Below are 13,273 nucleotides of genomic sequence, written 5' to 3'. Positions count from 1 at the left end.
GGCATAAAAAAACCGGCCGAAGCCGGTTTTTTGCCTTCTACGGAATCAGAACGAAGCGTTCTGCAGGCCGTCGAGGTAACGCTCGGTGTCCAGAGCCGCCATGCAACCAGCGCCGGCCGAGGTGATGGCTTGACGGTAAACGTGGTCGGCCACGTCACCGGCAGCAAAGATACCTTCGACGCTGGTGGCAGTGGCGTTGCCATCACGGCCGCCCTGCACCACCAGGTAGCCGTCCTTCAACGTCAGCTGGCCTTCGAACAACGATGTGTTCGGGGTGTGGCCGATGGCGATGAACACGCCGTCGACTTTGATTTCGTCGAAGCTGCCGTCGTTGTTCTTCAGGCGAGCACCGGTCACGCCCATGTTGTCGCCCAGTACTTCGTCCAGGGTCGCATTCAGCTTCAGGATGATCTTGCCTTCGGCAACCCGGGCATTGAGCTTGTCGATCAGGATCTTCTCGGCGCGGAACGTTTCGCGACGGTGAATCAGGGTCACGGTGCTGGCGATGTTGGCCAGGTACAGCGCTTCTTCGACAGCGGTATTACCGCCACCGACCACAGCCACTGGCTTGTTGCGATAGAAGAAACCGTCGCAGGTTGCGCAGGCCGAAACGCCTTTGCCCATGAACGTTTCTTCCGACGGCAGGCCCAGGTAACGCGCGCTGGCACCGGTGGCGATGATCAGGGCGTCGCAGGTATAAGTCGCGCTGTCGCCGATCAGGGTGTACGGCTTGGCAGCGAAATCCACGGCATTGATGTGATCGAACACGATCTCGGTTTCAAAGCGCTCGGCGTGCTCTTTCATCCGCTCCATCAGCGCCGGGCCGGTCAGGCCGTGAACGTCGCCGGGCCAGTTGTCGACTTCGGTGGTGGTGGTCAGTTGACCGCCAGCCTGCATGCCGGTGATCAACAGTGGCTTGAGGTTGGCACGGGCGGCGTAGACCGCGGCGCTGTAACCGGCAGGGCCGGAACCGAGAATAATCACTCGCGAATGACGAACTTCAGACATGACCTGCTCCTGTTGACCGGCCCGAAGTACTGGGCGCGGAACGCCGGATTGCCGGCGGGAATAAAAAAGGACCGTTGAAAGCACTTGGGGAAGGCTTGGGCTCGACAGTCCTGTAAAAGAATGGGTGCAGCGTATCGAGGGGGCGAAGATTAAGGAAATACGGTTTAACAATCCAGCTCATAGGCGGTCTCTATCCCATCGAGGTGAATATATAGACGCCTTTGTTACAGTTAATGTCGATGCCGCAACCGCACTTTCGCCTGCCAGGCAAAGCCGGTAAGGTCGGCGCGTTTACCCTTTGCTCGGAGCACGTTATGCCCGCCCCCGTTCTGTCTGGCCCGCAATACCTGCGCGAGGGCCTCAAGCTGGTCCTGAGCCCAGGCCTGCGCTTGTTCGTGTTGTTGCCGCTGGCGATCAACCTGGTGCTGTTCGTCGGATTGATCTATCTGGCTGGCCATCAGTTCAGTATGTGGGTCGATACGCTGATGCCGTCCCTGCCCGACTGGCTGAGTTTTCTCAGTTACATCCTCTGGCCGATATTCGTCGTGTTAGTGGTGTTGATGGTGTTCTTCACCTTCACCATGCTCGCCAACGTCATCGCTGCGCCATTCAACGGCTTCCTCGCGGAGAAAGTCGAAGTGGTGGTGCGTGGCACCGACGATTTCCCGACCTTCAGTTGGGGTGAACTGATTGCCATGATCCCCCGCACCCTGTCGCGGGAAATGCGCAAACTCGGCTACTTCCTGCCCAGGGCCATCGGGCTGTTCATTCTCTCCTTCATCCCGGTGGTCAACATCATCGCCGCGCCGCTGTGGCTTTTGTTCGGGGTATGGATGATGGCGATCCAGTACATCGACTACCCGGCGGACAACCACAAGCTTGGCTGGAACGAGATGCTCGCCTGGTTGCGCAAGAAGCGCTGGCAGAGCATGAGTTTTGGCGGGATCGTATATCTGGTGTTGCTGATTCCGGTGGTGAACATCCTGATGATGCCGGCCGCAGTGGCCGGGGCGACGCTGTTCTGGGTGCGTGAGCGTGGCGCGGAGAGTCTGGTGGCGGCACGCCGCTAGGCTCGTCACAAATCCATCACCCAGCCGTCACAATGACGACATGGCCTCAGCCGACACTGAGGTCATGACGACAGCTCTGCATATCACCTTGATCACCGAAACCTTCCCACCGGAAATCAACGGCGTGGCCAATACCCTTGGCCGCTTGTGCGACGGTTTGCGCGCGCGCGGGCATCAGGTCGAGTTGGTGCGTCCACGTCAGGGTGGCGACCTGCTCATGGGTAGCAACGATGAATTGCTGTTGTGTCGGGGCTGGCCGCTACCGGGCTATCCCGGCCTGCAATGGGGTCAGTCGTCGATGCACAAGCTGTTGCGACGCTGGAAACGTCATCGCCCGGATGTGTTGTACATCGCCACCGAAGGACCGCTGGGATTGTCGGCGTTACGCGCGGCTCGTCGCTTGGGGATTTCGGTGGTCAGCGGCTTTCACACCAATTTTCAGCAGTATTCCAACCAATATGGGCTCGGATTGCTGACGCGCTTGCTGACCCACTACCTGCGCTGGTTTCACAATCGCTCGACCCTGACCCTGGTGCCCAGCGCCAGCCAGCAACTGGAGCTGCAGCGCCGCAGTTTCGAGCGCCTGGCGTTGCTCTCTCGAGGTGTCGACAGCCAGCTGTTTCATCCCGCCAAACGACTGAAATCGCTGCGTGAGCAATGGGGACTGGCCGAGGGTGACATCGCCTTCATCCATGTAGGACGCCTGGCCTCGGAGAAGAATCTTGGCTTGCTCAAACGCAGTTTCGACACGCTGAAAACTACTTATCCACAACAGAAAATGAAATTGATTGTGGTCGGCGACGGGCCGCAGAGATCAGTACTGGAAAAGGAGTTGCCCGAGGCTGTTTTCTGCGGCTCACAACGGGGCGAAGCGCTGGCCAGTCACTATGCGTCGGGGGATGTGTTTCTGTTTCCGAGCCTGACCGAAACCTTCGGCAATGTAGTGCTTGAGGCATTGGCTTCGGGGCTGGGGGTGGTGGCGTACGATCAGGCTGCGGCGGCTCAGCATATTCGCCATGGCTACAACGGCGTACTGGCCATGCCCGGAGATGAACAGGCGTTCTGCGATGCGGCACGTTGGCTGCTGGAGGAGCGCGAAACCTTGCGCAGCGTGCGGCTTAATGCGCGCCAGCATGCGAGTCGTCAGGGCTGGGCGGCGATTATCGAGCAGTTCGAGGGACAGTTGCGCGGGGCTTGTGTTGGGGAGCAGGTGGTTCCTGATGCACAGACATTACCCTGAATCCTTGATGACATTGAGTCAGCCTTCGCGAGCAAGCCCGCTCCCACATTTGATCTGTGTCGTTCACAAATCCAAAGTGGGGCTTGCTCGCAAAGGCGTCAGTCCTGTCGCCGCTTAAACCAGCGTCATCAACGCCTCGCGGCTGAACGGCAGGATGTCCTGCTCACGCCCGTCACGCACTTTCTGCGCCCAGTCCGGGTCCACCAGCAGAGCACGACCCACGGCCACCAGATCGAACTCGTCGTTATTCAAACGCTCCAGCAGTTTTTCCAGACTGGCCGGTTGGGCGATCTTGTCGGTGTTGACCATGAACTGCAGGAACTCGCCATCCAGGCCGACGCTACCCACAGTGATGGTCGGCTTGCCGGTGAGCTTGCGGGTCCAGCCGGCCAGGTTCAGCTGGGAACCGTCGAACTCCGGCTCCCAGAAACGCCGCGTCGAGCAGTGGAAAATGTCCACGCCGGCGTCGGCCAACGGTTTGAGGAATTCGCCCAACGCCTCAGGTGTCTGCACCAGACGCGCGGTGTAGTCCTGCTGCTTCCACTGGGAGAAACGGAAGATGATCGGGAAACCCTCGCCAACCGCGGCGCGCACCGCCTGAATCAGTTCGATGGCGAAGCGCGAACGGTTGGCCAGGCTGCCACCGTATTCGTCGGTGCGCTGGTTGCTGCCTTCCCAGAAGAACTGGTCTACCAGATAGCCGTGGGCACCGTGAATTTCCACGCCGTCCATGCCGATGCTCTGGGCGTCTTTGGCGGCCTGGGCGAACGCGGCGATCACGTCCTGGATATCCTGCCGGGTCATGCCGTGAACCACGACCTGTCCGTCTTTCAGTTTTTCCGACGGACCGTAACCCGGCACACTGACATCCGGCTCGGTGCCGATGCGCCGCACGCTGCCCACATGCCACAGTTGCGGAACGATCTTGCCGCCTTCGGCATGCACCGCGTCGACGACTTTTTTCCAGCCAGCCAACGCAGCTTCACCGTAGAAGTGCGGCACGTTCGGATAGCCATTGGAGGCCTTGTGGCCGACGGTGGTGCCTTCGGTGATGATCAACCCCACTCCGGCAGCGGCGCGACGACGGTAGTATTCGATCACTTTGGAATTGGGCACGCCGCCTGGCGAAAACGAGCGGGTCATCGGCGCCATGACGACGCGGGTCGGCAGTTCGAGAGCGCCGAGGTGAAAAGGCTTGAACAGGGCTTTGACAGGCATGGGACGCTCCACGGGACATAGACTTTATGACGGCGATAATATGGAGAGCATCCAGCCTTGAACAGCACTATTGATTTAAGTGATTAAGGATTAGAAACGAAAAGATCGCAGGCTCGGTTAGCTCCTACAGGGGAATGTGTACACCCATAGGAGCTGCCCGAGCCTGCGATCTTTTGATCTTTCTTTTTTAGCCCAGCGCTTTTTCGATCGCCTGGATGACAGCGGGATCATCCGGCGCCGTGCGCGGCGAGAACCGCGCCAATACGCGACCGTCCTTGCCCAACAGGAATTTTTCGAAGTTCCAGGTGATGTCGCCCGGAAATTCCGCGCCCTCGCCCGCCAGCAGGCGGTACAACTGATGGCGTTCGTGACCGTTGACTTCCAGCTTGCTGGACAACGGAAAGGTCACGCCATAGTTGAGACTGCAGAACGCCTGGATCTCCTGCTCGGTGCCCGGTTCCTGCCCGGCAAACTGGTTGCACGGCAGGCCCAGCACACTGAACCCCTTGTCCTTGTATTGCTGGTAAAGGTTTTCCAGCGCCGCATATTGTGGGGTCAAGCCACATTTGGAGGCGACGTTGACCACCAGCACGACACGCCCCTTGAAGGGCGCCAAAGGTAGCTCCTGACCATCCAGGGCTGTCAGTTTAAGGTCGTGAAAAGCACTCATGACGGACTCCAAATTTCCTGTGTTCTTCTCGAAACAGCCACTTGGCGGTGCCACCGGGGACAGCCGCGGACTAAAAAGGCGCCCTCGGGCGCCTCTCCAGTTCTCGAAAGCTTAGCGCAGAAAATCAGTGGTGATGGCCACCTTCGCCATGGACGTGACCATGAGCGATTTCTTCCTGGCTGGCGTCACGGATGGCAATGATCTTGACCTGGAAATTCAGGCGCTGACCGGCCAACGGGTGGTTGCCGTCGACGGTGACATCGTCGCCGTCCAGATCGCGAATGGTGACGATCTGCATCTGGCCGTCCGGAGCGGAAGCGTGGAACTGCATGCCCACTTCCAGTTCGTCGACGCCTTCGAACATGCTGCGGCTCAGGGTGCTGACCAGTTCGGCAGCGTATTCGCCGTAGGCATCTTCAGGTTCTACGGCGACTTTCAGTTCGTCACCGACGGCCTTGCCTTCCAACGCCTTTTCCAGGCCTGGAATGATGTTACCCGCGCCTTGCAGGTAGACCAGCGGCGCGCCGCCGGCGGAGCTGTCGATGACCTCACCAGCGTCGTTGGTCAGGGTATAGTCGATGGAGACAGCCTTATTGGCGGCGATCAGCATGGGGCGAGACCTTTTGCATAAGAATGATGAATGTCCAAGTTTAGCGAAGCAATCGCCCGAAAGCGAACACAACCCGGACAGACGGACCGCGGTTTCCACCGTGACAGGCTTTCATCAGGACGAAGATGGCCACTGGGTTGCCGAGCTTTCCTGCGGCCATACCCAACACTTGCGGCACCAGCCGCCCTGGCAATCCAGGGCCTGGGTGCTGGACTCTTCGCTGCGCAATGAAAAAATAGGTCAGCCCTTTGATTGCGGTTGGTGCGCACAAGGCTCGGTTAGCGATAATCTTGGCGACTGATTTGGGCAGATTGTCAGTTATAGATGATCGCCACTGCCATGCACCTCCAGAGAATCCGCATGCAAACTTTTTTTATCGCACCCACCGATTTTGGTGTGGGTCTGACCTCCATCAGCCTCGGGCTGGTGCGTACCCTTGAACGGGCGGGCCTCAAAGTCGGCTTTTTCAAACCGATTGCCCAGCCTCACCCCGGCGACACGGGGCCTGAGCGCTCCACCGAACTGGTAGCCCGCACCCACGGCTTGAAACCGCCTCAGCCGTTGGGCCTGGCCCATGTCGAGCGGATGCTCGGCGACGGTCAGCTGGACGAACTGCTCGAAGAAATCATCACCCTTTATCAGCAAGCCGCTGTGGGCAAGGACGTGCTGATCGTTGAAGGCATGGTCCCGACCCGCAGCGCCAGTTACGCGGCGCGGGTCAACCTGCATTTGGCCAAGAGCCTCGACGCCGACGTGATTCTGGTCTCGGCACCGGAAAACGAAGTGCTGACCGAATTGTCCGGCCGGGTGGAATTGCAGGCGCAATTGTTCGGCGGGCCGAAAGATCCGAAAGTGCTGGGCGTGATCCTCAACAAGGTCAAGACCGACGAGAGCATGGACGCCTTCGCCTCGCGCCTGAAGGAACACTCACCGTTGCTGCGCAGCGGCGATTTCCGTCTGCTCGGTTGCATCCCGTTTCAACCGGAACTGAACGCACCGCGCACCCGCGACGTGGCCGAGCTGATGGGGGCTCAGGTACTCAACGCCGGCGACTACGAAACCCGGCGCATGACCAAAATCATCATCTGCGCCCGCACCGTGCGCAACACCGTGGAACTGCTCAAGCCCGGCGTGCTGGTGGTGACCCCCGGTGATCGCGACGACATCATCCTCGCGGTCAGCCTCGCGGCGATGAACGGCGTCCCCTTGGCCGGCCTGTTGCTGACCAGCGATACCCTGCCCGATCCGCGCATCATGGATCTGTGCCGTGGCGCCTTGCAGGCCGGCCTGCCGGTGTTGTCGGTGAGCACCGGCTCCTATGACACCGCCAACCAGTTGAACGGTTTGAACAAGGAAATCCCGATCGACGACCGCGAACGTGCGGAGATCATCACCGATTTCGTCGCCAGCCACCTGGACGCCAACTGGCTGCACCAACGCTGCGGCACGCCACGGGAAATGCGCCTGTCACCGGCAGTGTTCCGCTATCAATTGATCCAGCGCGCCCAGATCGCCAACAAGCGCATAGTATTGCCCGAAGGCAGCGAACCGTTGACCGTGCAGGCTGCCGCGATCTGCCAGGCACGGGGCATCGCCCGTTGTGTGTTGCTGGCCAAACCGGCTGATGTCGAAGCCGTCGCCCGCGCCCAAGGTATCGAGTTGCCACCAGGGCTGGAGATTCTCGACCCGGACTTGATCCGCGAGCGTTACGTCGAGCCGATGGTTGCGCTGCGCAAGACCAAAAGCCTCAATGCACCGATGGCCGAGCAACAACTGGAAGACACCGTGGTGATCGGCACCATGATGCTGGCGCTGGATGAGGTCGACGGACTGGTGTCCGGGGTCATTCACTCCACCGCCAACACCATTCGCCCGGCCCTGCAGCTTATTAAAACGGCGCCGGGCTGCACGTTGGTGTCGTCGGTGTTCTTCATGCTGTTCCCCGAAGAAGTGCTGGTTTACGGCGACTGCGTGATGAACCCGCACCCAAGCGCCAGCGAACTGGCCGAGATCGCCTTGCAAAGCGCCGATTCGGCAGCGGCGTTCGGTATCACTCCACGGGTGGCGATGATCAGCTACTCCAGCGGTGAATCGGCCAGCGGCGAAGAAGTCGAGAAGGTTCGCGAGGCCACCTTGCTCGCCCACGAACAGCAAAACTCACTGTTGATCGACGGCCCGTTGCAATACGACGCCGCCGCCAACGAAATGGTTGCCCGGCAATTGGCGCCCAACAGTCAGGTGGCCGGTCGTGCCACGGTGTTCGTGTTCCCCGACCTGAATACCGGCAACACCACCCACAAAGCCGTACAGCGCAGTGCCGACTGCGTCAGCCTCGGGCCGATGCTGCAAGGCCTGCGCAAACCGGTGAATGACCTGCCGCGTGGCGCGCAGGTCGATGACATCGTGTACACCATCGCGTTGACCGCGATTCAAGCGGCCAACCGACCTATGGATGTTTAAATGCTGGATTTTCTACCTGCCCCCGTGCGTGGCGTGATCGCCTCGCTATTGTTGGCGCTGAACACAATCGTCTGCTGCACCCCGCTGTTCATCGTGGCGATTTTCAAACTGCTGCTGCCCTTCCCCGCCGCCCAGCGCTTCACCGACTGGCTGATGGGCCACATCCACGAAGCCTGGATCAGCAATAACAAGGCCTGGATGGACTTGCTCGGGCACACACGCTGGCAGCTCGACGGGCTGGAAGGCCTGGACTATCGGCACTCGTACCTGATCACCAGCAACCACCAGAGCTGGGTCGACATCATGGTGTTGCAGTACGTGCTCAACCGTCGCATCCGCCCGCTGAAGTTCTTCCTCAAACAGGAACTGATCTGGGTACCGGTGATTGGCCTGGCGTGGTGGGCGCTGGGTTTTCCGTTCATGAAGCGTTACTCCAAGGCCTATCTGGAAAAGCATCCCGAGAAGAAAGGCAAAGACCTGGAGACCACCCGCAAGACTTGCGACAAGTTCCGCAATAACCCGGTGGGGATTTTCAACTTCGTCGAAGGCACGCGCTTCACCGAGAGCAAACACGCCCAGCAGAGTTCACCGTTCCGCTACCTGCTCAAGCCGAAAGCGGGCGGCATTGCCTTTGTGCTGGATGCCATGGGCGACCAGCTGGAAGCCATCGTCAACGTCACCATCCACTACCCGGCCGGGCGTCCGGGTTATTGGGACTTGCTCTGCGGCAAGGTGAAAGATGTAGTGGTGCACTTTCAGGAACTGAAGATTCCGCCGCAGTTCGTCGGCAAGAACTACGACCAGGATGGGGTGTATCGCCTGGAGTTTCAGGGCTGGATCAATCAGTTGTGGAATGACAAGGATGCGTTGTTGGGGCAGATGCACCGCGAATTCCCAAACCGATGCTGATCCCCTGGGGGAGCGGGCTTGCTCGCGAATGCTGACTGACATTCACAATTGATGTCGACTGACACACCGCTTTCGCGAGCAAGCCCGCTCTCACATTTGAATATCACCAGACATGAAAAAGCCCGCCGCTGATCACTCAACGGCGGGCTTTTTGTTTTCAGCTAATGCTTAGATCGCGCCACGCTTGCGCAGCAGATCCAGCACTTGCTTGACGCTTTCTTCCAGCGACAGCGACTGGGTGTCGATCACCAGATCGGCATTGAGCGGCACGTCGTACGGGAAGGATTCGCCCGGGATGTTGTCGCCGCCCGCCGCGTACAGACCTTGCGGATCACGCTCGGCGCAGACCGTCGGCGAGGCCTGGACGTAGACCGTCAGCAGACGCTCCTTGCCGATCAGCTCTTTGGCCTGCTCACGACCTTCGGCACTCGGGGCAACAAACGCCGCCAGTGTCAGCAGGCCGGCTTCGTTGAACTGACGCGCAACGTGCGCCGCACGACGCCAATTCTCAGTACGCCCGGCGCGATCATGTGGCAGGCCTTTGTTCAGGTCGTGGCGCAGGTTCTGGCCATCGAGCACAAACACCGCGCGGCCCATGTCGAACAACTTACGTTCAACCGCATACGCCAGGGTGCTTTTGCCAGCGCCCGACAGGCCGCTGAACAACACGGTGGCCGGTTGCTGACCGAAGCGCTGGGCGCGCTCTTCGGTGGCTACATGGGCCAGTTTGCCGTGGTGGGAGCTGCTGCCATGCGCCAGCGGCTGAGCGATGATCATACCCGCCGCGACCGTGCCGTTGGTCAAACGATCGATGACGATGAATGAACCGGTGGTGCGGTTGCTGTCGTAACCGTCCAGCGCGATGGCCGCGTCGAGGCTGATCTTGACCCGACCGATCTCGTTCAGCTGCAACGAGCTGGCAGGGCCTTCGGCCAAGGTGTTCACGTCCACGCGATTGACGATGCTGGTGATCGAGCCCGGCACGTAAGTCGTGGCGCGCTTGATGTCGTATTTCTTGCCCGGCAGCATCGGCTCTTCGGCCATCCACACCAGCATGGCGTCGAAGGCGTCGGTCACTTGCGGCTGGTTGTCGGCATGCACCAACAGGTCGCCACGGGAGATGTCGATTTCGTCTTCCATGGTCAGCGTCACCGCTTGACCTGGGCCGGCGTGCTCCAGCTCACCTTCGAAGGTGACAATGGATTTCACCCGGCTGCTCTTGCCCGACGGCAACACAACGACTTCGTCGCCCTTGTGCACGATGCCGCTGGCCAGGGTGCCGGCGAAACCACGGAAGTTCAGGTTAGGACGGTTGACGTACTGCACCGGGAAACGCAGGTCGGTGTAGTTGCGATCGCTGGCGATTTCGACGGTTTCGAGGATTTCCATCAACGACTGGCCGGTGTACCACGGCGAGCGCTCGGACTTGTTCACCACGTTGTCGCCCTTGAGCGCGGACATCGGCACGAACGCCATGGTGCTCGGCTTGAACGCGATGCCTTCGGCGAACTTCAGGTAATCAGCCTTGATCGACTCGAATACGCTTTCGTCGAAGCCGTTGAGGTCCATCTTGTTGATGGCGACCACGATGTGCTTGATGCCCAGCAACGAGGCGATGAAGCTGTGACGACGGGTCTGGGTCTGCACGCCGTAACGGGCGTCGACCAGGATGATCGCCAGGTCACAGGTGGACGCACCGGTGGCCATGTTGCGGGTGTACTGCTCATGGCCGGGGGTATCGGCGATGATGAATTTGCGCTTGGCGGTAGAGAAATAGCGGTAGGCGACATCAATGGTGATGCCCTGCTCACGCTCGGCCTGCAAGCCGTCGACCAGCAACGCCAGGTCGATGTCTTCGCCAGTGGTGCCGACTTTTTTCGAGTCGCGGGTAATGGCTTCCAGGTGATCTTCGTAGATCATTTTGGAGTCGTGCAGCAGGCGCCCGATCAGGGTGCTCTTGCCGTCGTCGACGTTGCCACAAGTCAGAAAGCGCAGCATTTCCTTGCGTTCATGCTGGCCCAGGTAGGCGAGGATGTCCTCGCTGATCAAATCAGATGCGTGCGACATGACAACCCCTTAGAAATAACCCTGACGTTTCTTTTCTTCCATGGAACCGGCGCCATCGTGATCGATGACCCGGCCCTGGCGTTCGGAAGTTCGCGTCAGGAGCATTTCCTGAATGATGTCGGTCAGGCTGGTGGCCTCGGACTCGACAGCACCGGTCAACGGGTAGTCGCCCAGTGTACGGAAACGGACCTTCTTCTTGACGATGCGCGCCTTGTCTTCGTCGCTCAGGTGATTGAGCAGGCGTTCGTCGTCGATCATGATCCAGGTGCCGTTCATCTCGATGACATCACGTTCGGCTGCGAAATACAGCGGCACGATCGGGATGCCTTCCAGGTAGATGTACTGCCAGATGTCCAGTTCGGTCCAGTTCGACAACGGGAATACGCGGATCGATTCGCCCTTGTTGACCTTGCCGTTGTAGACGTTCCACAGCTCCGGGCGCTGGTTCTTCGGGTCCCAGCGGTGCTTGCTGTCACGGAAGGAATACACGCGCTCTTTGGCACGGGACTTCTCTTCATCGCGACGGGCGCCACCGAATGCGGCGTCGAAGCCGTACTTGTCGAGGGCCTGCTTGAGGCCTTCGGTCTTCATGATATCGGTGTGCTTGGCACTGCCGTGGGTCAGCGGGTTGATACCCTGCGCTACGCCATCGGGGTTGACGTGTACCAGCAGGTCCAGGCCGAGTTCTTCAACCATGCGGTCGCGGAACGCGTACATTTCCTTGAACTTCCACCGAGTGTCGACGTGCATCACCGGAAACGGAAGTTTGCCCGGGAAGAATGCCTTGCGCGCAAGGTGCAGCATCACGGCGGAGTCTTTACCGACGGAGTACAGCATCACCGGGTTATCGAACTCGGCGGCGACCTCGCGGATGATGTGGATGCTTTCGGCCTCCAGCTGTTTCAGATGCGTCAGTTTGTCGACCATGGCTACTCACGAAAACGATCTTATGGACGGCCTGCGGGCCGTGTTCGAGCGGGGAATCCTAGCACAGCGCCCTCTTCTAATCAGGACGGCTGCTAGATCGAAAGGGTATATGAATATACCCCCCCGTTCGGGTGTTTGAGGACTTGTGTGGGAGCGGGCTTGCTCGCGAAGACGGATTCACATTCAACAGAGATGTTGACTGATACACCGCTTTCGCGAGCAAGCCCGCTCCCCCATTTGATCCTGGGGCGTTCATCAACAATCCGCCCGTCAAATAGGGTTCGGGCAATCGATGAAGATGTGCTCGAGGGCGAAACGTCGTGCCAGGTAATCGCCCAAAGCCTGCACACCGTAACGCTCAGTGGCATGGTGGCCGGCAGCGATGAAACTGATGTCGTTTTCCCGGGCGCTGTGGAACGTCTGCTCGGAGGCCTCGCCACTGAGGTACAGATCGACGCCGGCCAACACCGCCTGGTCAATGTAACCCTGGCCACCACCGGTGCACCACCCGACCCGACGAATCATCTCGCTGCCTTCGATCAGCAATGGCTCGCGCCCCATGACTTCCTGCACGCGGCGGGCGAAATCGCGGGGGGTCATCGGTTCGCTCAACGAGCCGACCAGGCCGACGATTTTCAGATTGTCCGGATCCAGCGGGCCTTCGACGGTAATGTCCAGCTGCCGGGCGAGCTGCACGTTGTTGCCGACTTCCGGGTGCAGGTCCAGCGGCAAGTGATAGGACAGCAGGCTGATGTCGTGCTTGAGCAGGGTTTTCAACCGGCGCTGCTTCATACCGGTGATGCACGGGTTCTCGCCTTTCCAGAAATAGCCGTGATGCACCAGCACCAGATCGGCCTGGGCCTCCACCGCGGCGTCCAGCAACGCCTGGCTGGCGGTGACGCCGCTGACGATGCGCATCACTTGCGGCCGGCCTTCGACCTGCAAACCGTTGGGGCAGTAATCGGCGATCTTCGCACTGGCAAGATAGCGGTCGGCTTCTTCGACCAGGGTGCTCAAGGCGACGGCCATAAAAGACTCCTAAATATCCCGTTCAGAGGCGCGCGCGGCCTCGTATAATGCGCGACATTATGGGC

General features: G+C 59.8%; 12 protein-coding genes. 5 read left to right on the top strand and 7 right to left on the bottom strand.

The window, feature by feature from the left end:
- Positions 1-45 precede the first annotated feature (45 nt).
- Entirely contained in the window at positions 46-1,008 is a 963-nt protein-coding gene (gene trxB / locus PSH64_RS04600; protein WP_007942183.1) for a thioredoxin-disulfide reductase, read from the bottom strand.
- Positions 1,009-1,322: 314 nt separating this feature from the next.
- Between trxB and cysZ the strand changes: the two genes are divergently transcribed.
- Positions 1,323-2,078: a sulfate transporter CysZ gene (gene cysZ, locus PSH64_RS04595; RefSeq protein WP_105340347.1), complete on the top strand. Its 756-nt coding sequence runs from the start codon at positions 1,323-1,325 to the stop codon at positions 2,076-2,078.
- Between the two features lie 40 nt (positions 2,079-2,118).
- Positions 2,119-3,318 (top strand): glycosyltransferase family 1 protein, encoded by a 1,200-nt coding sequence (locus PSH64_RS04590; protein ID WP_105340099.1) that lies wholly within the window; start codon positions 2,119-2,121, stop codon positions 3,316-3,318.
- A gap of 114 nt (positions 3,319-3,432) precedes the next feature.
- Here the strand turns inward: PSH64_RS04590 and PSH64_RS04585 are convergent, their stop codons facing one another.
- From PSH64_RS04585 to PSH64_RS04575, 3 genes are all read right to left on the bottom strand, one after another.
- Complete coding sequence (locus tag PSH64_RS04585) at positions 3,433-4,536, bottom strand: NADH:flavin oxidoreductase (protein WP_305480096.1); 1,104 nt, start codon at positions 4,534-4,536, stop codon at positions 3,433-3,435.
- Between the two features lie 187 nt (positions 4,537-4,723).
- On the bottom strand, positions 4,724-5,206 hold the full coding sequence (locus PSH64_RS04580; RefSeq protein ID WP_105340097.1) for a glutathione peroxidase: 483 nt from the start codon (positions 5,204-5,206) through the stop codon (positions 4,724-4,726).
- Positions 5,207-5,330: 124 nt separating this feature from the next.
- Entirely contained in the window at positions 5,331-5,816 is a 486-nt protein-coding gene (locus PSH64_RS04575; protein ID WP_105340096.1) for a peptidylprolyl isomerase, read from the bottom strand.
- Between PSH64_RS04575 and PSH64_RS04570 the strand changes: the two genes are divergently transcribed.
- The 3 genes from PSH64_RS04570 to PSH64_RS04560 are packed head-to-tail and all read left to right on the top strand — an operon-like array spanning position 5,785 to position 9,185.
- Positions 5,785-6,117, top strand: a complete 333-nt coding sequence (locus tag PSH64_RS04570; RefSeq protein ID WP_305480094.1) for a DUF3565 domain-containing protein — start codon at positions 5,785-5,787, stop codon at positions 6,115-6,117. The two genes, PSH64_RS04575 and PSH64_RS04570, sit on opposite strands and share 32 nt — an antisense overlap.
- 59 nt (positions 6,118-6,176) lie before the next feature.
- Entirely contained in the window at positions 6,177-8,276 is a 2,100-nt protein-coding gene (gene pta / locus PSH64_RS04565; protein ID WP_105340095.1) for a phosphate acetyltransferase, read from the top strand.
- Complete coding sequence (locus tag PSH64_RS04560; protein WP_105340094.1) at positions 8,277-9,185, top strand: acyltransferase; 909 nt, start codon at positions 8,277-8,279, stop codon at positions 9,183-9,185.
- Between the two features lie 168 nt (positions 9,186-9,353).
- On the opposite strand, the gene cysN is transcribed toward PSH64_RS04560, so the two are convergent.
- The 3 genes from cysN to PSH64_RS04545 all read right to left on the bottom strand — a co-directional run bounded on the left by cysN (position 9,354) and on the right by PSH64_RS04545 (position 13,208).
- On the bottom strand, positions 9,354-11,252 hold the full coding sequence (gene cysN, locus PSH64_RS04555) for a sulfate adenylyltransferase subunit CysN (protein WP_305480091.1): 1,899 nt from the start codon (positions 11,250-11,252) through the stop codon (positions 9,354-9,356).
- 9 nt (positions 11,253-11,261) lie between these two features.
- The gene (gene cysD, locus PSH64_RS04550) at positions 11,262-12,179 is read right to left on the bottom strand and encodes a sulfate adenylyltransferase subunit CysD (protein ID WP_105340092.1); all 918 of its coding nucleotides are present in this window, start codon (positions 12,177-12,179) and stop codon (positions 11,262-11,264) included.
- A 270-nt stretch (positions 12,180-12,449) separates the two neighbouring features.
- A complete protein-coding gene (locus PSH64_RS04545; protein ID WP_018927191.1) occupies positions 12,450-13,208 on the bottom strand; it encodes a Nif3-like dinuclear metal center hexameric protein in 759 nt (252 codons plus the stop codon).
- Positions 13,209-13,273: the final 65 nt, after the last annotated feature.

The sequence above is a fragment of the Pseudomonas sp. FP1742 genome, from assembly GCF_030687145.1.
GTDB classification, from domain to species: Bacteria; Pseudomonadota; Gammaproteobacteria; order Pseudomonadales; family Pseudomonadaceae; genus Aquipseudomonas; species Aquipseudomonas frederiksbergensis_D.
This window is presented reverse-complemented; position numbering and strand designations above follow the sequence as displayed.

Excerpts from the sequence above, each read along its gene's own strand:
- trxB (WP_007942183.1), bottom strand. The coding sequence starts at position 1,008 with ATGTCTGAAGTTCGTCATTCGCGAGTGATTATTCTCGGTTCCGGCCCT.
- cysZ (WP_105340347.1), top strand. The coding sequence starts at position 1,323 with ATGCCCGCCCCCGTTCTGTCTGGCCCGCAATACCTGCGCGAGGGCCTC.
- PSH64_RS04590 (WP_105340099.1), top strand. The coding sequence starts at position 2,119 with ATGGCCTCAGCCGACACTGAGGTCATGACGACAGCTCTGCATATCACC.
- PSH64_RS04585 (WP_305480096.1), bottom strand. The coding sequence starts at position 4,536 with ATGCCTGTCAAAGCCCTGTTCAAGCCTTTTCACCTCGGCGCTCTCGAA.
- PSH64_RS04580 (WP_105340097.1), bottom strand. The coding sequence starts at position 5,206 with ATGAGTGCTTTTCACGACCTTAAACTGACAGCCCTGGATGGTCAGGAG.
- PSH64_RS04570 (WP_305480094.1), top strand. The coding sequence starts at position 5,785 with ATGGAGACAGCCTTATTGGCGGCGATCAGCATGGGGCGAGACCTTTTG.
- PSH64_RS04575 (WP_105340096.1), bottom strand. The coding sequence starts at position 5,816 with ATGCTGATCGCCGCCAATAAGGCTGTCTCCATCGACTATACCCTGACC.
- pta (WP_105340095.1), top strand. The coding sequence starts at position 6,177 with ATGCAAACTTTTTTTATCGCACCCACCGATTTTGGTGTGGGTCTGACC.
- PSH64_RS04560 (WP_105340094.1), top strand. The coding sequence starts at position 8,277 with ATGCTGGATTTTCTACCTGCCCCCGTGCGTGGCGTGATCGCCTCGCTA.
- cysN (WP_305480091.1), bottom strand. The coding sequence starts at position 11,252 with ATGTCGCACGCATCTGATTTGATCAGCGAGGACATCCTCGCCTACCTG.
- cysD (WP_105340092.1), bottom strand. The coding sequence starts at position 12,179 with ATGGTCGACAAACTGACGCATCTGAAACAGCTGGAGGCCGAAAGCATC.
- PSH64_RS04545 (WP_018927191.1), bottom strand. The coding sequence starts at position 13,208 with ATGGCCGTCGCCTTGAGCACCCTGGTCGAAGAAGCCGACCGCTATCTT.